Genomic DNA, 20,156 nt, shown 5'->3' on the forward strand with positions numbered 1-20,156 from the left:
AAGACCCACCCTATGCGATGGCGGGAGACCGGGGCGGGCGTGCTGCTGCGGTGGGTCAAGACCCACCCTATGCGCGCTGGCGTCATGGAACGACCTCGCCCGATACCCGCGCCAATCGTTCGGCCAGACGACGAAGTTCGCCGAGCTGGTCGGCCTCATGCGCAAGCTTGTCCTCGCGCCAGCGCAGGATGCGCGGAAAGCGCAGGGCCACGCCGGACTTGTGGCGGCTGGACAGGTTCACGCCCTCGAAGCCCAGCTCGAACACCAGCTCCGCCTTGACCGAACGCACCGGCCCGAAGCGCTCCAGCGTATGCGCGCGGATCCAGCGGTCGAGCCGCTGGATCTCGGCGTCGTCGAGGCCGGAGTAGGCCTTGGCGACGGGCAGAAGCTGGTCGCCGTCCCACAGGGCGAAGGTGTAGTCGGTGTAGAGGGTGGCGCGGCGGCCGTGGCCGGCCTGGGCGTAGATCAGCACGGCGTCGATGCTCAGCGGATCGAGCTTCCATTTCCACCACGCGCCGCGCTTGCGGCCGGGCTGCCAGGGGCTGTCGGCGCGCTTGAGCATCAGGCCCTCCACGCCGCGCTCGCGGGCGCTGGCGCGCAGGGCTTCGGCGGCATTCCAGTCCTGCACATCGACCCGCGGTGAAATACCAAGCGTCGGCAAGGTGTCCCCGAAGGCTCTGGCTGAGGACGCGGGTGCTGGCGGGATGCGTGCGCCGTCAACCAAGGCTGCGCTGACGTCGCTCACGTCCAGAGCGCTTGCGTGTGCGGAAACGCCCTGCGTCTGCCGCTCGGCTGAGCTCTCGACCTTTGCTCGCACCTGCGCTGTCGCACGGGCACTACGCCGTTCGCCGAGGCTCAGGTCGGCGGCGTGCGTCTGTGCATCCGCACCGGGGCCCTGTCCAGTCGTGCTCTCGATCAGCAGACTTTCAAGCGCGGCTCGCCGCTGCGACAGCGGCGAGCCGCGCAGGTCTTCCCCGCGCACGAACAGCGCGTCATAGGCCAGAAAGCGCAGCGGGCATTCGGCCAGCAGTTTGGGCCCGGGCTTGAGCCGGTTGATGCGCTTCTGCAGCTGCACGAAGGGCAGGGGGGCATCGTCTTTCCAGGCGAGGATCTCGCCATCGAGCAGGCAGCCCTCGGGCAGACGCAGGGCGGCGGCTTCGAGCTCGGGGAAGCGGCCGTCGAGGCGCTCTTCGCCGCGCGACCAGAACACCACGCCGTCTGCGGTTCGCAGCAGCTGGGCGCGGATGCCGTCCCATTTCCATTCGAGCTGCCAGTGCTCGATCGGGCCCAGCGCCTCGGGCGGGTCTTCCAGCGGGGAGGCCAGCTGGAAGGGCTGGATGGCGACGGCACTCGCGCTGGTATCGGTGGGCGCGAGCATGTGCGCCATGAAGTCCGTCGACGGCGTCCACTCGCCGAGCAGACGCTGGGCGATGAGCGCGGCATCGACGCCGGCGATCTGCGCCAGCGCCTGCTGCACCAGGCCAGCCGAAACGCCGATGCGCAGCGCTCCGGTCAGCAGCTTGTTGAAGACCAGACGTTCGAGTTCGGGCAGCTCTGCCCAGGCCGCGCGAAGGGCGCGCTGCCGCGTCTCGACCGGCGCGCCGCGCAGGGGCAGCAGCACGTCCTCGACCCAGCTCGACAGCGCACGTTCGGGCGGCGGCGCTGCAGGCTCGGGCAGCAGCAGGCTCAGCGTTTCGGCGAGATCGCCGACGTGGGCGTAGCTGTCTTCGACCAGCCAGGCCGCGAGCCCGCTCGCGTCGCACACCCACGCCCTCAGCTCGCCGCTCGTGGCGATGCGCGCGAGTTTGCGGCCGAGCAGAAAGTGCAGGGCCCAGGCGGCATCGGCCTGCGGAGCGCGCTCGAAGTAGGCCACCAGGGCCTCGCGCTTGCGCTTCAGCGAGGTGCTGCTCTCGATTTCGCGATAGAGCTCGGCGAAGGCGCGCATCAGTTCTCGCCGCCCAGCTCGGTGGCCAGCGCAGCGGCTTCGACGCCGCGTTCGTTCAAGTAGCGCACGAACACGTCGGTGCTGCCGTGGGTGGCCAGCACGCGGCGGGCGCCGGTGGCGAGCACCGTGTCGATCAGGCCCGGCCAGTCGGCGTGGTCGCTTAGCACGAAGCCGCGATCGAAGCCGCGCCGGCGGCGGTTGCCGCGCAGGCGCATCCAGCCGGATGCAAAGCCCGTCGAGACCTGGCGGAAGCGGCGCATCCACGGCGTGCCGAGTGCGGACGGCGGCGCCAGCACCAGCTCGCCGGCGAGGTCCTTTCCTTTCGCCTGTTCGCTGACGGTTTCGGTGGGCGGCAGGGCGATTCCGGCTTCGCGGTAGATCTCCACCGCCGGCGCCATCGCGCCGTGCAGCAGGATGCGTCGCCCGCGCGCGCCGTCCAGCGCGCCGATCTCGGCCAGCAGGCGCTGCGCCTTGCCCAGCGCGTAGCAGCCCAGCACGGCGGTCTCGCCGCGCTGCGCGCAGTCGCCCCACCAGGCCAGCACGTCCGCGGCCACTTCGCTGGCCGGCCGCCAGCGATAGACGGGAAGGGCGAAGGTGGCCTCGGTGATGAAGGTGTCGCAGGGCACCACCTCGAAGCCGGTGCAGGTCGGGTCGGGGTCGCGCTTGTAGTCGCCGGAGATCACCCAGACCTCGCCGCCCTGCTCGATGCGCACCTGCGCTGAGCCCAGCACGTGGCCGGCCGGATGCAGGCTGACCGTCGCATCGCCCAGGCGGAAGCGTTCCCCGTAGGCCACCGGCTGCAGGTTGGCGTCTTCGCCCAGGCGCCAGCGCAGCAGGGGCAGGCTGTCGGTGTGGGCGAAGTAGAGCGCGCTGCCGGCGCGGGCGTGGTCGCTGTGCGCGTGCGTGATCACCGCCCGCGGCACCGGGCGCCAGGGGTCGATGTGGAAATCGCCGGCTGCGCAGTACAGGCCGGAAGGACTGAGCTGGATCAGGGGAGGTCTGCTGGCGGTTGCAAGGCCGCCAAGAGTCTCCTGCACGGCGTGTAGCAAAGGACAAGCGAGTGTCCGGCGCGGTCCGGAGTTCGACGGGCTGGGTGCGAGCGTGAACACGCTTCGGATGCGCTTGACATCACACTTCTTTGGGGCTGGCGGGTAGAATCGCGACCTCGCATCTCCACTGTCTGTCACCTGCATGCCCGCACTGCTGGAAACGCTCTTGGCCGTGCTGTTGTGTCTGGGCGTGGCGTTTCTTCCGCCGTGGCTGGTGGTGCTGATCTGGCTGGGCGCGCTGGGGGCCTTCGCGCTCAGCTTCGCGATCGAGCGTCGCGGCCACGGTCGCGCACCGCATTTCCCGCGCGCGCTGTCGGGCCTGATGCCGCTGTCGCTGGCGATCAGCCTGGCGATCTGGGCCTGGCCCATCGTCGGGCCCTGGCTGGCCCTGCCCTTGGCGCTGGCCGCGCTCATGCTCGGCGTGCTGCTGCACGGTCGGGTGTTCCGCCGCATGCTGCGGCCGCGGGCGGAGCTTGCCGCGCGCTATCCCTTTACCAGCGAGCACGCCCTGAATGGCCCGGGCGGCCACGTGTGGTCGCGCCTGCCGGGCAGCGGGCTGCGTTTCCGAATGGTGCCGGGTGCCAAGCCCAGATCCTCGCAGCCGCAGGGCTGCACCTGGGTGTTCGAGGACGGCCATGTGCTGGAGGGTCGCGACCGCAGCCTGCATGTCTCTCGCGATGGCCGCTGGCTGGTGGTGCGCAGCCTGCGCAATGGCGGCGTGCTCGCGCTGGATCGGCAGGCGGCGCGTCGTCTGTACTGGACGGATGGGGCGGCCCTGTGGGAGCAGATCGAGGCCTCCGAGCGCTGGCCGAAATCGATCGAGCAGTGGCGCCCGCTCGCCACTCAGGACGAACCGCTGCAGCTGCGCTTCGGCCTGTGGCTGAGCGAGGCCGAGGTTCAGCGCGCTGCGCCCGAGCGCATCGAAATTCCAGATCCGCAGGGTCGACCGCGGCTCGCTTTTGTCGCCCAGCGCGAACCCTCGCGCGTGGCCGAGGCTCTGCAGCCCATGGCCTACGCGCTGCAGCCGCGCTACGAGGCGCAGCTCGATCGCGCAGTGCTGCCCTTCACGGTATCGGGCCCCGACTGTGCGGTCTGGCGGGCGGATGGCGAGGCCCTGCTGCTGGTGCCGGACGATGGCGCAGGCGCGTGGCTGTACGAGGACGGTCAATCGCCGCGTCGCCTCGCCCTGCGCTGGGACGTCAAGCATGGGCACCCCGCGCTCAGCCTGGGCCGCGTGCGCGCGTTGGACGCGCGCCGCGTCGGCATCGAGCTGAAGCAGGCGCTGCCGGCGTCGAGCTACCCGCAGCCCTGGGACGCGAGCAGTATCGAGGCCGGTCAGCGGGTGGGCGGCAGCCTGGCCTGGATCTCACCGCTGCCGGACGGCGCGTCGAGCGTGCGCGAAGTCGAGCCACCCGGCGAGTGCATGCTGTGGCTTCCGCTCGATGACCTGGCCGACAGCGGGGGCCGCGCGGAAGTTGAAAGCCTCGGGCCGGGCGGGCACGTCGCGCTGTTCCAACGCCAGGCCGAGGGTTGCTGGCGCTGTCGTCTGGACGGCGAAACGCTGTCCTTCAGCCCGCTCTCGCTGCTGCATATCTGGAGCGACGACGGCCGTCATCTGGTGCTGCAGCCGGCGGTGCCTGAGGGCGCAGTGGCCGAAAGCTGCGTGGTGGTCGATTGCACGAATCGCGCCCTGCTGGCGGGGCGGGTGCAGGGCTTCGAGCTGCGCCCGGTCGCCATGGTCGGCGGCGTGCTGCAGGTGCGGCAGGTGCTGGGACGTGCGCACGTGCCCGGCGGCGCCTTGAGCGGTGGGCCGCCTGAAGCGACAGGCGCAGCCGCGTTCCTGCAGCCGCGCCGCAATCAGTGGCTGCGCCTCAGCTGCGAGCGCTATGCGGTGGCGGCCAGCGGCGACGCCATGCACGGCCCGCTGCCGCGTTCGGTGCAGGCTCGCGTTTCGCCCTCGCCTTTGGCTGCCTTCGATCTCGTCTATCCCGGCCCGATGGGGCAGTGGGCCTACATCGAGGGCGCGCGCGGCCGCTACGACGATGCCGGGCCGCGCCCGCAGGACGCGCGCTTCGGGGCGCTGGCCTGCACGCGCGGCGGGCTGGCCTGTGCGGGCCTGAGCCCGGCCATGGTGTGGTCGGCCGATGGTCGCTGGCTGGTGCTGGTGCATGCGCCAGACGCCCAGCTGCCGACCTGGACCCCCTGGCTGCTCGACACCGAGAACGAGGTGCTGCATCGCCCGCGCGCCGACGACGCCGGCCACGCCGCGCTGCCGGGCCTGCCCTTCTTTCTCGGCTTTCACAGCGGCAGCGCACGCTTCGAGTGGTGCGAGCACCCGTGGTGGACGCCGGGTACGCCGCGGCGCAGCGGCGTGCTGGTGCTGGAGTCCCTGCTGGCGCGCTATGCGCGCGTGGCCCTGGTCGAGGCCGGGGGCCTGCGCGTGCCGCCGGAGCAGGCCGAGGCCTGTGACTGGCGCGGGCTGGCGCGGCGCGCGGCGCGCGCTTCGGCGTGATCGTCGTGCACGGCTCGCGCGCGTGGCCCGGGGCACGCTGTCCGCTGTGTGGTGACGCCACGCCTCTCGCTTTGCCCGAGGTGCGCGGCCGCGCCTACGCCGAGTGCGGCCTCTGCGGCCTGTCCTTCATGCGCCCCAGCGATTGGCCCAGCGCCGAGCGCGCGCGCGCCGAGTACGGGCTGCACCACAACGCGATCGACGATGCCGGCTACCGGCGCTTTCTGGATCGACTCGCCGCACCGCTGTGCGCGCGCATCGCGCCGGCGGCGCGTGGCCTCGACTACGGCTGCGGGCCGGGCCCGGCGCTGGTGGCGATGCTGCGCGAGCGCGGTTTCGACTGTCTGGGCTACGACCCCCTCTTCGCCGCGCATCCCGAGCGCCTGCAGGCGCGCTACGACTTCGTCTGCTGCACCGAGGTGGCAGAGCACTTCACCGATCCGAGCGCCGAGTTCGCGCGCCTGCGGGGGCTGCTGGCGCCCGGCGGCTGGCTGGCGCTGATGACGCAGTGGCGTCGCGACGATCACGCCTTCGACCAGTGGCGCTACGTGCACGATCCGACCCACGTGGCCTTCTATCGCGAGCGCAGCCTGCGCTGGATTGCCGATCGGCTGGGCCTGGCCTTCGAGAGCCCGGCGCCCAACGTGTGCCTGATGCGCGCGCCCGCGGTTTGAGCGGGCGGACACCGCAGAAGAGCCGAGTCGGCACGCAAGCTGCTGCGCTGGGCGGACGTCGCGGCCGCCGGCACGTCTCTGGGTTTGCCGCGGACGCGCACTGCCCCGTCAACGTGTTGATTGGCGCAGTCACCTCGCTGGCCGGCGAGGGCACGCCGGAGCTGCTGATGGAGGCCGCCGATCGCCATCTGTACGCGGCCAAGGCGCAGGGCTGCAATCGGGTGGTCGATACGCCGGGCGGCAGCGCCGATGCTGTGGCCCTGCCTGCCTGCCTGCCGGCGACGACGCCGCGACGGGCTGAACGCAGGTGCATCGCTGGCGCGGCAGGCGGCCAGCGATGCCCGCGCAGCGAAGGACTACAGCCGCGCGCGCTGGGCGGCGAGGCCTTTCAACTGGGCGCTGAAATCGGCGATGCGCTGGCGCTCCTGCGCGACGACTTCCGGCGGCGCATTGGCGACGAAGTTGGCGTTGCCGAGCTTGCCCTCGCACTTGGCGATCTCGCCCTGCAGGCGCTTGATCTCCTTGTCGAGACGCGCGCGCTCGGCGTCGAGATCGACCAGGCCTTCGAGCGGGATCAGCAGGGTCAGCTCGCCGAGCACGGCGGGTGCGGCGGCGGGTGCGTCCGCTTCGCTCGCCAGCCAGGTCTGCGATTCAAGCTTGCAGAGGAAGGCGATCTGCCGGCCGAAGCGTTCAAAGCGCGAACGGTCCGCGGCATCGCCACCGGCCAGCAGCAGGGGCACGGGCTTGCCGGGCGAGAGCTGCAGCTCGCTGCGGATCTGGCGCAGCGCGCTGACGACCTTTTTCAGCCACTCGATGTCGGCCTCGGACTGCGCGTAGTCGCTGCCGGCGCCGGCCTCGGGATAGCGGACGCGGCTGATGCTGTCGGCGCCGCGGCCCAGCTTGGGCGCCACGTGCTGCCAGATCTCCTCCGTCACGAACGGGATCAGCGGGTGCAGGGCGCGCAGCAGGGTTTCCAGCACGTGCAGCAGGGTGTGGCGGGTGCTGCGGGCGGCGTCAGCGTCATCGCCATTGAGCGCCGGCTTGGCCAGCTCGACGAACCAGTCGCAGAACTCGTTCCAGGCGAACTCGTATATGGCCTGCGAGGCCAGATCAAAACGATAGCCCGCGAACTGCGCGTGCACCTCGGCGACCATGCGATCGAGCCGCGCCAGGATCCAGCGCTCAGCGTCGGTGCGCGGATTGGGCTGGCCTTCGAAGCTGGCCTCGCCGACATTCATCAGCACGAAGCGCGCGGCGTTCCACAGCTTGTTGCAGAAGTTCTTGTAGCCCTCGCAGCGGTTCAGATCGAACTTGATGTCGCGACCGTGGGTGGCGAGGCTGGCGAAGGTGAAGCGCAGCGCGTCGGCGCCGAAGGCGGGGATGCCCTCCGGGAACTCCTTGCGCGTGGCCTTCTCGATCTTCGGCGCGTCCTGCGGCTTCATGAGCCCGCTGGTGCGCTTGGCGACAAGATCATCGGCGCTGATGCCGTCGATCAGGTCGATCGGGTCGAGCACATTGCCCTTCGACTTCGACATCTTCTGGCCCTGCGCATCGCGCACCAGGCCGGTGATGTAGACGTGCTTGAACGGGATCTGGCCGGTGAAGTGGTCGGTCATCATCACCATCCGGGCGACCCAGAAGAAGATGATGTCGAAGCCCGTCACCAGCACCGAGGACGGCAGATAGCGATCGAAACCGCGCTCGGCCATCGCTGACGCATCCGGCCAGCCTTGGGTCGAGAACGGCCACAGCGCCGAGCTGAACCAGGTTTCCAGCACATCCTTGTCCCGGCATAGGGTGGGTCTTGACCCACCGTTCTCGGCCGCGACCTTGGTGTACGCCTCTTCCTCCGACCGCGCCACAACGATGTTGCCCGCCTCGTCGTACCAGGCCGGAATGCGGTGACCCCACCAGAGCTGACGGCTGATGCACCAGTCCTGGATGTTTTCCATCCAGTGGCGATAGGTGTTGATCCAGTTCGGCGGCACAAACTCGATGCTGCCGTTCTCGACCAGCTCCAAGCCGCGCTTGCCCAGTGTGTCCATGCGCACGAACCACTGGTCGGTGAGGTAAGGCTCGATCACCTGACCGGTGCGGTCGCCACGCGGCACCATCAACTTGTGCTTCTTCTCCTCCAGCAGCCAGCCCTCGGCTTCGAGGTCGGCGAGCACGATCTTGCGCGCGGCGAAGCGGTCGAGGCCGCGGTACTTCTCCGGAGCGACGTCGTTCACCGCCGCGTCGTCGGTGAAGATATTGATCATCGGCAGGCCATGCCGCTGGCCCACCGCATAGTCATTGAAGTCATGCGCCGGCGTGACCTTGACGCAGCCGGTGCCAAACGCCTTGTCGACATAGGCATCCGCGATGATCGGGATCTCGCGGTTCGACAGCGGCAGGCGCACGGTCTTGCCGATCAGGCTCACGTAGCGCGCGTCTTCCGGATGCACCATCACCGCGGTGTCGCCGAGCATGGTCTCGGGGCGGGTGGTGGCGACGACCAGGTAGTCGCGGGTCTCACGCAGGGTTTCGACGCCCTCGGCGTCGACCTCGACGTGCTCGTAGCGGACGCCGTCCGCCAGCGGGTAGCGGATCGACCACAGCCGGCCTTCCTCTTCCTCGCTGACCACTTCGAGGTCGGAGATCGCGGTCTTCAGCACCGGGTCCCAGTTGACCAGCTTCTTGCCGCGGTAGATCAGGCCCTGCTCGTAGAGCTTGACGAAGCACTCGATCACCGCCGCCGACGGCATATCGTCCATCGTGAACACGCTGCGCGACCAGTCGCCGGAAGTGCCCATGCGGCGCATCTGCCGCTCGATGGTGTCGCCCGACTCTTGCTTCCAGGCCCACACGCGCTCGATGAAGCCGTCGCGGCCCAGGCTGTCGCGCGTTTCGCCCTTACCTTCAAGCGCGAGATTGCGGCTGACCACCATCTCGGTGGCGATGCCGGCGTGGTCGGTGCCCATCTGCCACAGGGTGTCGAAGCCGCGCATGCGGTGGTAGCGCACCAGCGTGTCCATCAGGGTGTGCTGGAACGCATGGCCCATGTGCAGGGTGCCGGTGACGTTCGGCGGCGGCAGCAGGATGCTGTAGGCCGGGCCGGTGCCGCTCGGCATGAAGCAGCCGCTGGCCTCCCAGCGTGCGTACCAGCTCGATTCGAAGTCCTGCGGGTTGAAGCTCTTGTCCATGCGCGCGTTCGATGGGGCCGACTGCGCAAACCTGCGCGCGGCGCCCGCTCCGGGGTCGAAAGGGGGTGGCAATTGTAGGCGACCGGGCTGGGCCAGCGGCACGGTCGACAGCGGACGCCTCAATCCGCCCCACCCGCAGGCCGAACGCAGCGAGGCGCCGGCCTGCCATCCAAACTTCAAGCGTCTGCCATGCCGATGACACGGCGCTTGCGCAATCGGCCGCGAGCATGGCGGGTGAAGTCGAACGGCGCCGCGCCTTCGGCTTCGCCTCATTTCTTGCCGGAGCGCACCCATGCACTTTCTCCAGCGCCGCCCTGCGCGGCTGTCTGCTCTTGTCTCAAGTCTGTGTCTGAGCCTCGCTGCAGCGCTGGCCGCACCCCTCGTCCCGGTCGAGTCAGCGCAGGCGGCGCGCGAGGGCGAGTGCGACATCAACCCCTTCCCCGACAACAACCCGGGCCCCGGCAGCCTGCGCCGGCTGCGCCCGATCGAGCCGCCCGATCTCTCGACCTATGTGGTCAACCGCTCGATGGCGATCGCCTTGGGCAAGGCCCTGTTCTGGGACATGCAGGTCGGCAGTGACGGTGTGCAGGCCTGCGCCAGCTGTCACTTCCGCGCGGGTGCGGATCCGCGCTCGGTCAACCAGATCGCCACCGGTGGCCTCGACACCGCGCAGACCAGCTTCGAGTTGGCCGGCCCCAACCACGCCCTGCGGCCTGCCGATTTTCCGCTGCATGCGCTGGCTGATCCGAACAACCGGTTCTCCCCGCTGCTGCGTTCGGTGGATGACGTGGTGTCCTCGCAGGGCATGGAGCTGAACCGCTTCGAAGGCGCCGACCGCGGCGCCAGCGCCGATCGCGGCAGCCCGCTGGCGGACCCGGTCTACCAGGTGCACGGCGCCAACGTGCGGCGGGTGGAGCCGCGCAACACGCCGACGGTCATCAATGCGGCCTTTGCCCGCCGCTCGTTCTGGGACGGTCGCGCCGACCCCGTGTTCAACGGCGTCAACGAGCACGGGGTTCGCGATCCCGCGGCGCGAGTGGTGCGCGCGGATCAGCCGCAGGCCCCGCAGTTCGTGCAGGTGCGCATCGAGCCCGGGGCGATGGCCTCGCAGGCGGTGGCGCCCTTGGGCAGCGATTTCGAGATGTCGTTCCGCGGCCGTCGATTCCTGGACGCCGGTCGCCGCCTCGCCAGCGCGGTGCCGCTGGCGCGGCAGAACGTGGCCTGGGATGACAGCGCGCTGCGTGGCCTCACCCACAGCACTCCGGCGCAGCAGCGTCCCGGTTTGACCCTGCGCTACGAAGCCCTGATCAAGGCCGCCTTTCATCCGCGCTGGTGGAACTCGACCCGCATCGTGCAGGTGGCCAGCGACGGCAGCCGCAGCCTGCGCGCGCACCCGGGTCGGCCGCTGCGCGACAACGAGTACAGCGTCCTCGAGTACAACTTCTCGCTGTTCTTCGGGCTGGCGATCCAGCTGTACGAGAACACGCTGATCTCCGACGACGCGCCCATCGATCGCTACTTCGAGGGTCAGCAGGGCGCGCTCACCGCCGCCCAGCTGCGCGGCATGGCGCTGTTCACCAGCGAGACTGCGCCCACCGCCTGTGCGGCCTGCCATGCCGGCGCCGAATTCACCAACGCCTCGCTGCGCATCCTGCAGGGCGCCGAAGGCGAGCCCGGCGAGATCATCGAGCGCATGTTGAACGGTGAGTGCGAGACGGTGCTGTACGACCAGAGCTTCTACAACATCGGCGTGCGCCCGACGTGGGAAGACATCGGCCTCGGCGCGCGCGACCCCTTCGGAAACCCGCTGGCGGTGTCCGAGCTGTTGACCATGGACCCGGCCCAGGTGGCCAGCCCGGAGCTGCTGGCGCAGGCCTATCCGAACATCGCCAACCCGCCGATCGCGCGCGGTGAGCGCACGTCCACCATGGGCGCCTTCAAGGTGCCGAGCCTGCGCAACGTCGAGCTGACTGCCCCTTACTTCCACAACGGCGGCGAGCTGAGCCTGCGCGACGCGGTGCGCTTCTACAACCGCGGCGGCAACTTCCGCGAGGCCAACGTGCAGTTCATCGATTTCGAAATCGGCGCGCTGGGGCTCAGCGAGGCGCAGATCGACGACATCGTGGCCTTCTTGAAGGCGCTCACCGACGAGCGCGTGCGTCGACGCAGCGCGCCCTTTGATCATCCGCAGCTGTTCGTGCCGGATGGCGCGCAGCGCAGCGCGGAGGGCAGCGTGGTCCGTGACGCCGACGGCAGCGCCCGCGATCGCATGCGCGAGATCCCGGCCGTGGGACGCCAGGGCGGGGCGCCGCTGCCCGGGTTCCTCGAAGGCCTCTAGCCGCTCTATTCGAACGACTCCCTTCCCGGGAGTCGTTCGAGTCGGCGTTCCGGGGGCCGTGCGGCCTCTCGGCGAAGCCATCGCCCATGCGCTTGCTGTGTCGGCGCAGCCCTCCTTCGCCGGGCTAGCCTGGCGAAGGCTTGGACTCGTCGGCGTTGTCGCGCGCCAAGGCAGGCGCGCTCGCTGATCGAGCGCGTCCGCGTCGCTGAGTGCAGAGCACCCGGATCTGCGCTCAGTCAGCGCTGCGGTAGCGCAGCTGCAGACGCAGGCTCCAATAGGGGTCGTTCTCGCCTGCGCGATCGCGGCGCTCGACCTGCAGGGGCACGTAGAGGGCCTCCAGCGCCGCCTCCCAGCGGCCTGAGAGCGGCCTCGACAGGCCGAGCGCGACGTAGGGCGCCTCGCCGCTGCTGCTGAGTCGGGGGCGACTGATGAGATTGGCCGAGCGCGCCTGCACCTGCACGACCGGCTCGAACCGCGCCAAGCCCAGGCTGGCATGTCCACGCAGACCGCCGGCGGGGCCCCAGGCGAGGTTCGATTCGAGGGCGTAGTAGCGCATGGCGATGCGGTCGGTCGAGGCTTCGACGCAGCCGTAGCGGTTGACGTTGCGGTCGGGGTTGCCGGCGAGCGCACGCGGGCAGGTGATGTCACCTTCCACCTGGCCGTGCTGGCCGTGCAGGCGCAGATTCCACTGCCAGCGCTCGCGCTCGATGAGTGAGCGCCCCACGGCCAGTGCAAACAGATCGCGCGCGCGCGCGCCGTCGATGCGCAGCGGCGGCGTCCAGCCCAGTTCGGCATGCCAGCGCGCGGGCAGGGTGAGGCCGAAGCGCAGGCGCCCGAACACCGGTGATTTGTTCAGATCCTCATCCTTCAGCCCGCCGAAGCCCACCCGCTGCTGCGCCTTGCTCAGATGCGGGATGCTGCCGAGTTCGACGCTCATGTACGTGCGGCCCGGGCCCCCCGCCGGCGGGCCGCCGAAACCGGTCATCAGGGAGCTCGATGTCACCCAGGCCATGGCCCAGCCCTCGGGCGAATCGAAGGCCACCTGCTCGCGGCTGTCGTTGATCAACTGCGCCGATGCAGCGGGGGCCATCGCAAGCCCCAGCGCGAGGCTCGCGGCGCGCGCCAGCGCCTGCACGGGCGCGCGAACAGCAAACGGACAGCTCGGCATGTTCGGCTCCACGACAAAGATGCGCTAGAGTCTAACCAAGACCTGTTGCAGGCGAACGGCAGCACTGCCACGTGCCTGCAACCTGGCTTGCGCAGACTTCGCCGCTGGGGTTCAACGAGGTGTCGCCATGGCTGTTCGGATCGCGCGTATCGGGCTGTCGCTGGCCCTGCTGATGGGGCTGAGCGTTGAGGCGATGGCGCAGAACAGTGCGCCCGATCCGCAGCGCGGGCAGCAGCGCTATCGCGAGGTCTGCGGCCAGTGCCACGACCTCGACCCGCGCCTTGATCGCCCCCGCCAGGCCATCGGCGTGCCGAACGGCGTGCGCACCGCGCTGGAGACGATCTCGCCGATGCGCTTCCTGCAGGGCCAGCTGACCGCGGTCGATGTGGCCGACATCCAGTCCTGGCTGGACAGCCTCGCGCCCGGCGTCATCCGCGATATCCGCGCGCTCAGCGGCAACTGGTACGAGCCCGCAAGTTCGGGTCAGGGCTTCACCCTGTCGGTGTTGCAGGGCGATGTCATCGTGGTGACCTTCTACGGCCACCGCAACGACGGCAGCAACCTGTTCCTGGTCGGCAACACCGTCAAGCGGCCGCGCTATGGCGAGGTCTTCAGCATTCCCCTGCTGGCCGTGGAGGGTGGCCGCTTCGGGGGCTTCAACCCGGCGGACATCCGCCGTCCGCCCTGGGGGCGACTGGATCTGCGCTTCATCGACTGTCGCCGCGCCGAAGCGGTGCTCGACGGTCGCGACGGCCGCCAACAGCTGCAGCTCATCCAGCTGACCCCGCTGCCCGGTCTGAGCTGCGACTGAGGCGTGGTCGAAGCGCTCGCGCGCTTCGGCTCAGGCGCAGAACGGTCTGCATTCGCGTCGCGCTGGCGTGCATTGCCCGCCAGGTGTGCCGCCTGAAGCGCGCGGACGCGTGCTGGCGTGAGCCCGCGCAAGCGCACCGTGGCGATGGCGCGTTCTCTCGCGTCTGCGTGATCGCATCTGCGGCTTGCGCCGCGGCCTCGCTGACGCTGTACGCGTCAACCGGACGCGGCCTGAGGTTGACGGATTGGCGGGTTGTTGCGCGCGGCGTGCGCATCCACAGTGCGCGCCCCAACGCACCTCGCCGGAGCCCCGATGTCCCAGGACAGTCACCGCCTGCATCTGCAGTTCACCAGCGCTGCGCCGCAGCGCCTGTTCGAGCGTTGGCTCGCCGCTTACGTCGAGGGCGATGGCGAGGCGCAGCAGCGCTGGGGCCGCATGCTGGGTCTGCCCAGCGATGCGCTCACCGCGGACGCGTGGTTCAACGTCGAGAGCGCCCTTGATGGCATGTGCTGCGTGGTGAACTACGACACCCGAACGTCGGAAGACCCGCCGCTGCGCCTGCTGCAGGGCCTGTACGCGCGCGGCCTGCTGGGCGGCGTCGTGCTCAGCACCTTCCATAGTCAGGTGGGCGAGCGCAGTGCGCTGCTGTTCGATGCGGGCCTGCAGGTGGGCTCGGAGAAGCTGCGCGCGCGGCGTCCTGAGCTCGCGCATCTCATCGATGCGCTGGCGCAGAACCTGGACGAGGGCGAAGACGGGTCTTTGGCGCGCGGACCCGATACGCCGCGGCCGATCGCTGCGCTGATCGCGGAGCAGGACAAACAGCGCCGCGAGGCGGAAGCCGCCGTCGATGCCGTGCGCGATTTCGTCAAGGCGGCACGCGCGAGCGGCAGCTCTCCGCTGGAGCTGCTGCAGGCCGTGAGCCTCGTGCGTCGACTGCTGCGCATGGCCGCCTGGGGCCTGGGCTCGCTGGTGGTGGGCGGTCTGCTCTTGGCCTACACGCCGCTGCGCTGGTGGGCGCTGCCGCTGCTGCTGTGGGCCCTGCTCAGCTACCGGTTTCACTGGCGCGAGCTGGGCAAAGAGCGCTGGTCGCGAACGAACTGGAGCTACCACCTGTTTGTCTGGCTGACTCCGGTGGTGCTGGTCGGCGGGTTCTTTGCGCTTGAACCCGCCGACCTGCAGTGGGCGTATGTCAGCGCATCCGGCCTGCTCGCAGCGCTGATGCTGTGGACCTTGGGCGATGCGCTGTTCGGTGCGTCCGATTCCGATGCGCTGAGCACGCCCGCCAGCCTCGACGCCGTCGCAGCCGAGGAAGCTCCGCCAGCGCGCTGGATGGAAGTGCTGGGCACCGTCGTGCTGTCGCTGCCGTCCTTCATCGCCGCACTGCTGGGCGTGCTGTGGAGCCTGCGGCTGCCCGTGGTGCAGGGCTGGCTGGGCTGAGAGCATGTGAAAAACCACCCGCCTACTGCGGCCGCCTCTGGACGTCCGCGGCGGCAGCGCGCTCCGCGAATTCCGCGGTCACTGGCTCGCCAAACTCCCTTGAATTCACGTCGCGCGCTTTGCCACGAACGCCCAGAGACGCCCTCGCTACAGCGTCTGGGCTTTTTTCACACGCTCTGAGCGCAGGTGAGAATCCCAGGGCAACACGGATCAAGTCCCTCCTGGCCTTGATCCGTGGTCGCGGGTCCGGCACCTGTCCGGACTCGTTCGGCCGCTATGCGGCGACGCCTTCGCTTCGCTCGGTCACGCTGGATCAAGCATCGCGTGCTCGATCCGCGGGCGCGCCCTCGATGGCGCGCGGCAACGCTGAATTCTTCAGCGTTGCCGCAGGCCTGCGGCGCGCGCCGCCGTACGAGGGCCTCGCGATGAGCACGCCGGCTGGAGAGCTCGACTACATGTCGTGCTTGTTGAGCGCGTAGCCCAGCGCCTTGTACTGGCTCCAGCGCGCGCGCAGCGGCTCGCGTGCCGCCGGATCAGCAGGCACCACTTCCAGCACCCGTTCGAAGGGTGGCGGGGCAACTTCATCGCGCAGGTTCAGCACCAGCGGACGCGAGGGCGTGTCGACTCCGGGCGGCACGATCAGCACCGGGGTGATGTCGTCGTCCTCGTCCATGCCCGCGACCTGGTGCGGGATGTAGGCGTCCTCGTCGAACTCCCACAGCAGCTGGTCGATCTCCTCGGCCTGCTCTTCGCTGCGCGCGAGGATCAGCATCGGCTGCCCCGCGCCATAGCCGCGCTTGGTCAGCTCGCAGACGAGCTTCAGCGGCTCCTCAAGGAAGCGCGGTTTGGCGATCAGGTAGAAGTCGGCGCGCATTTGGGAGCGGGGATTGGGGAGTAGGGATTGGGGATTGGTCGAGAAGCCGGGATTCGGGATTGGGGATTCGGGATTCGTAGAGCGGTCGTGTCGCCGGGATGCGCGCCTGGGGTCGAGCGGAGTGCGTAGCTGGAAGCTCTCGAAGCGGGAAACTCTGCGGGCTGCTGATAGCAAGCGCCGGGCGCTCGGCGCCCGGCACGAAAAAACCAATCCCTAATCCCTAATCCCCAATCCCGGCTCTCAAGCCTTGGAGCTCAGCCACTCCACCAGCAGCGGCACCGGTCGTCCGGTGGCGAGGCCCTTGCGGCCTTCGTCCCAGGCGGTGCCGGCGATGTCGAGGTGGGCCCAGCGCTGGCCGTCGGTGAAGCGGGCGAGGAAGCAGCCGGCGGTGATGGCGCCGGCCCACTTGCCGCCGATGTTGGCCATGTCGGCGAAGCCGGAGTCGAGCAGGGGCTGGTAGTCGTCCCACAGCGGCAGGCGCCAGGCGCGGTCGTGGACCTGCTCGCCGGCGGCCAGCAGCTCGTTCGCCAGATCGTCGTGCTTGCTCATCAGGCCGTGCGGGAACTTGCCGAGCGCGATCACGCAGGCGCCGGTCAGGGTGGCGACGTCGATCAGCGCCTGCGGCTCGTACTTCTGCGCGTAGGTCAGCGCATCACACAGGATCAGTCGGCCTTCGGCATCGGTGTTCAGCACTTCGATGGTCTTGCCCGACATCGAGGTCAGCACATCGGAGGGGCGGTAGGCATTGGCGTCCGGCATGTTTTCGACCGCCGGCACCACCACCACGAGGTTGATCGGCAGGCCGAGCTTGACCACTGACAGGAAGGTGCCGATGACGGACGCGCCGCCGCACATGTCGAACTTCATCTCCTCCATGCCGGGGCCGGGCTTCAGGCTGATGCCGCCGGTGTCGAAGGTGATGGCCTTGCCCACCAGCGCGTAGGGGCGCTGGTCATTGGCGCCGCCGGCGTACTTCAGCACGATCAGGCGCGGCAAATTGCCGGAGCCGGCGGCGACGCCGAGCAGGCTGCCCATGCCCAGCGCCTGCATCTGCTCGCGCTCCAGCACTTCGACGCTGACCTTATCGTGGCTGGCGGCAATGCCGCGGGCGGCTTCGGCCAGATAGGCGGGGGTGCAGATGTTGGGCGGCAGGTTGCCCAGCTCGCGACACAGGCGCACGCCTTCGGCGATGGCCTGGGCGCGCTGGAGTTGCGCGGCGTGGGCGGGCTCGCCCAGCAGGTTGAGGCTTTCAACGCCGCCTTCGCTGTTCGACTTTTTGGTCGCGGTGTAGCGATAGCTGGCGTGGTCGGCAGCGACGGCCGCCTGTCGCACCGCCCAGCCGCCGTCGCGGCCGGCGATCTCAAGCGCGCTCAGGGTCAGCAGCACCTGGCGCGCCGGGCTGCCGGCCAGCGCCTTGATCGCATCGCCGACGGCCTTCTGGTAGCGGCCGGCGTCAAACTTGGCCGCATCCCCCAAGCCCACACACAGCACCCGGCTGGCGCGGCTGCCGGCCACTCCGCGCAGCAGCACGCTGCGGCCCGGCTTGCCACTGATGTCGCCGGCCGACAGCCAGGCGGAGAGCTGGCCGCCACTGCGCTCGTCCACGGCCTTGGCCGGGGCGCTCAGGCCGGCATCCTCGAAAACACCGAGGATGAGCGTGTCGACATCCGCCTCGGCGGGGTGGGTCTGGACGAGGTTCAGCTTGAGTGCCATGGCTTTCCTGTAGATCGCGATCGGTGGATACTGCCGCGCCCCGTGCCGCGTCCCGCCTGCTCGGCAGCGGCGGCGGGTCAGCGGGGAGCGGAAAGCCCGCGATTCTACCAGCCCGCCCCGAGCCCACCGTTGCCCCGCCTTCACGAACCGACGTCGTCGCGCCCGCGCTGCGACCTTCGAATGACGCCCTTGGAATCCAAGCACGCTCCCACCGCCGGCTGCGCCGTGCTTCGCTTTGGCGAGGGCGCGTGATCCGTCGCATTGACCGCTATGTCTGGCGCGAGCTGGCCGGGGCCTTCCTTGCCGCCACGCTGGTGCTGCTGATGGTGAGCTTCAGTGGCCTGTTCGCCGACCTGCTGAGCAAGATCGCGCGCGGCAAGGTGCCGGCCGCCCTGCTGATGTCGCAGGTCGGCCTGCGCTCGGTCGACATCCTGCCCCTGCTGCTGCCGCTGTCGCTGTTCCTGGGCGTGATGCTGGGCCTGGGCCGGCTGTACCGCGACAGCGAGATGTCGGTACTGGCCGCGGTGGGCCTTGGCATCGGCGATCTCAAGCGCTCCATCCTCGCTCTTGCCCTGCCGGTCGCGCTCATCGTCGGCCTGGCCTCGCTGTGGCTGTCGCCGATGGCGCAGCGGGCGGCCACGCGGATGATCGAAGAGGCCAACAAGAGCCTGCTGGTGATCGGTCTTGAGCCCGGTCGCTTCGTCGAGCTGCCCGGGCGCAGCGCGGTGATCTACCTCTCGGACATGAGCGAGGACGGCAGCGAGTTCCGCGGCCTGTTCGTGGCCAGCGAGCGCGACGGTCGCCTCGACGTGGTCACCGCGCGCTCGGGTGAACTGTTCCTTGAAGCCCAGGGCGATGAGCGCTACCTCTCGCTCACCGATGGCTTCCGCGTCGAGGGCGATCCCAAGGCGCTCGACTTCCGCATGATGCGCTTCGCCCGCAACGACATCCGCGTGCCCGACAGCGAGCGCGCCGAGATGGGGCGACCCGAGTCGCAGCGCACGCTGCCAGTGCTGCTGGCGGCCGACGACCCGGCCAGCAAGGCCGAGCTGCACTGGCGCCTGGCTGCGCCAATTGCCGCCCTGCTGTTGGTGCTGCTGGCCTTGCCGTTGGCGCGGACACCGCCGCGGGCGGCGCGCTACGGTGGCCTCCTCATCGCCCTGCTGGGCTATGTGGTGTATCTCAATGCGCTCGGCATCGGTCGCGCCCTGATCGCCGATGGCACCGTGCCGGGCTGGCTCGGGTTGTGGTGGGTGCACGCTGCCGTGGCCGGCGTCGCGATCTGGCTGCTGCGCCGGCAGTCGCGGGCGAATCGTCCCCGCCTTCGCCTGCGCGCCGCGGGTGCGGCATGAGAGGCTGGATCAACCGCGCCGACTGGCTGGTGATGAGCCAGGTGCTGGGCGCCCTGCTGCTGACCTGGGGCGTGCTGCTGGGCTTCGACGCCGTGGCGGCCCTGGTCGGCGAGCTCGATGAGATCGGCGAGGGCGACTACGCGCTCGATACCGCCTTTCTCTATGTCGCCTTCACTCTGCCGCGCCGCGCCTACGAGCTGTTTCCTACCGCGGCCCTGATCGGCAGCGTGCTCGGCCTGGGCAGCCTGGCGGCCACCTCTGAATTGACCGCGCTGCGCGCCGCCGGGCTGCCGCGCTGGCGCATCTCCGCCGCCGCCGGTGCCCTGGTGCTGATGCTGACCGGGCTGATGGTGATCTCGGGCGAAACCTTGGGCCCCTGGGGCGATCGCGCCGCCCAGGCTTTGGCCGTGCAGGCCAAGTCCAAGGATGTCTCGCTGGCCAGCGGCTCTGGCCTGTGGGCGCGCGAGGGCGATCTGTTCTTGAACGCGCGGCGCGGCTCCGTGCAGGGCGAGGGCAGCCTGTCCAAGGTGGTGCTGGAAGATGTCCGCCTGTTCGAGTTCGACGCCGAGGGTCGGCTGATCGCCATCGCGCTGGCCGCGCGCGCTGAGCACCTCGGCAACAGCTGGGATCTGATCGAGGTGCGCCGCACGCGCTTCTTCGAGCGCCACGCCGAGCTCGAGGAGAAAGCCCGCGAGCGCTGGGACTCGGCGCTCAGCCCGGAGATCCTCGACTTCAGCATCACCCGGCCGCGCTATCTGGCGCTCAGCGACCTCGGCCACAGCATCGACTACCTGACCCGCAACGAGCTGGACGCCGGCCCCTTCATCACCGCCTGGTGGGCGCGGGTGTTCTATCCGCTGAACGCCCTGGTGCTCTGCCTCGCGGTCATGCCCTTCGCCTTCGGCAGCCTGCGCTCGGGCGGTTTCGGCAAGCGCCTGTTCCTCGGCATCGCCTTCGGCCTCGGCTATTTCCTGCTGCAGCGGCTCAGCGTCAATCTCGCCGAGGTCTACCACCAGCCGATCTGGCTGGCCAACCTCGTGCCGCCCGTGGTCTTGGGCGGGTTCTCGTGGTGGCGGTTCCGGCGGAGGTTCTGAGCGCCTA

Annotated in this window: 13 protein-coding genes; 7 read left to right on the forward strand and 6 right to left on the reverse strand. The window is 69.7% G+C overall.

From position 1 onward, the window contains the following. Positions 1-82 precede the first annotated feature (82 nt). Both H4O13_03830 and H4O13_03835 read right to left on the reverse strand, forming a co-directional pair. Positions 83-1,945: an ATP-dependent DNA ligase gene (locus H4O13_03830; protein ID MBE5314512.1), complete on the reverse strand. Its 1,863-nt coding sequence runs from the start codon at positions 1,943-1,945 to the stop codon at positions 83-85. Continuing rightward, positions 1,945-3,138, reverse strand: coding sequence for a ligase-associated DNA damage response exonuclease (locus H4O13_03835; protein MBE5314513.1), 1,194 nt, complete (start codon positions 3,136-3,138; stop codon positions 1,945-1,947). The genes H4O13_03830 and H4O13_03835 overlap by 1 nt, the downstream gene beginning before the upstream one ends. On the opposite strand from H4O13_03835, the gene H4O13_03840 reads away from it, so the two are divergent. Both H4O13_03840 and H4O13_03845 read left to right on the forward strand, forming a co-directional pair. Beyond that, positions 3,137-5,506, forward strand: a complete 2,370-nt coding sequence (locus tag H4O13_03840; protein ID MBE5314514.1) for a hypothetical protein — start codon at positions 3,137-3,139, stop codon at positions 5,504-5,506. The two genes, H4O13_03835 and H4O13_03840, sit on opposite strands and share 2 nt — an antisense overlap. Continuing rightward, on the forward strand, positions 5,503-6,177 hold the full coding sequence (locus tag H4O13_03845) for a class I SAM-dependent methyltransferase (GenBank protein MBE5314515.1): 675 nt from the start codon (positions 5,503-5,505) through the stop codon (positions 6,175-6,177). Before H4O13_03840 ends, H4O13_03845 begins: the two co-directional genes overlap by 4 nt. Positions 6,178-6,533: 356 nt before the next feature. On the opposite strand, the gene H4O13_03850 is transcribed toward H4O13_03845, so the two are convergent. After that, a complete protein-coding gene (locus H4O13_03850) occupies positions 6,534-9,362 on the reverse strand; it encodes a valine--tRNA ligase (protein MBE5314516.1) in 2,829 nt (942 codons plus the stop codon). Between the two features lie 526 nt (positions 9,363-9,888). On the opposite strand from H4O13_03850, the gene H4O13_03855 reads away from it, so the two are divergent. Next, positions 9,889-11,700 carry a cytochrome C peroxidase gene (locus H4O13_03855; protein MBE5314517.1) on the forward strand — a complete coding sequence of 604 codons (1,812 nt, stop codon included), beginning with the start codon at positions 9,889-9,891 and terminating at the stop codon, positions 11,698-11,700. A gap of 232 nt (positions 11,701-11,932) precedes the next feature. On the opposite strand, the gene H4O13_03860 is transcribed toward H4O13_03855, so the two are convergent. Further along, positions 11,933-12,868 carry a hypothetical protein gene (locus H4O13_03860; protein ID MBE5314518.1) on the reverse strand — a complete coding sequence of 312 codons (936 nt, stop codon included), beginning with the start codon at positions 12,866-12,868 and terminating at the stop codon, positions 11,933-11,935. Between the two features lie 127 nt (positions 12,869-12,995). Between H4O13_03860 and H4O13_03865 the strand changes: the two genes are divergently transcribed. Next, complete coding sequence (locus H4O13_03865; GenBank protein MBE5314519.1) at positions 12,996-13,679, forward strand: hypothetical protein; 684 nt, start codon at positions 12,996-12,998, stop codon at positions 13,677-13,679. 312 nt (positions 13,680-13,991) lie between these two features. Beyond that, positions 13,992-15,116: a hypothetical protein gene (locus H4O13_03870; GenBank protein ID MBE5314520.1), complete on the forward strand. Its 1,125-nt coding sequence runs from the start codon at positions 13,992-13,994 to the stop codon at positions 15,114-15,116. Positions 15,117-15,567: 451 nt separating this feature from the next. Here H4O13_03870 and H4O13_03875 read toward each other — a convergent pair whose 3' ends face one another. Next, positions 15,568-15,990: a DNA polymerase III subunit chi gene (locus H4O13_03875; GenBank protein ID MBE5314521.1), complete on the reverse strand. Its 423-nt coding sequence runs from the start codon at positions 15,988-15,990 to the stop codon at positions 15,568-15,570. 240 nt (positions 15,991-16,230) lie between these two features. After that, positions 16,231-17,703: a leucyl aminopeptidase gene (locus H4O13_03880; protein MBE5314522.1), complete on the reverse strand. Its 1,473-nt coding sequence runs from the start codon at positions 17,701-17,703 to the stop codon at positions 16,231-16,233. Positions 17,704-17,954: 251 nt separating this feature from the next. Between H4O13_03880 and lptF the strand changes: the two genes are divergently transcribed. Together lptF and lptG are read left to right on the forward strand one after the other, a co-directional pair. Continuing rightward, positions 17,955-19,055, forward strand: coding sequence for an LPS export ABC transporter permease LptF (gene lptF / locus H4O13_03885; GenBank protein ID MBE5314523.1), 1,101 nt, complete (start codon positions 17,955-17,957; stop codon positions 19,053-19,055). Further along, positions 19,052-20,149, forward strand: a complete 1,098-nt coding sequence (lptG, locus tag H4O13_03890) for an LPS export ABC transporter permease LptG (GenBank protein MBE5314524.1) — start codon at positions 19,052-19,054, stop codon at positions 20,147-20,149. The genes lptF and lptG overlap by 4 nt, the downstream gene beginning before the upstream one ends. Positions 20,150-20,156: the final 7 nt, after the last annotated feature.

The sequence above is a fragment of the Lysobacterales bacterium genome, from assembly GCA_014946745.1.
Classification (GTDB): domain Bacteria; phylum Pseudomonadota; class Gammaproteobacteria; order Xanthomonadales; family Xanthomonadaceae; genus Aquimonas.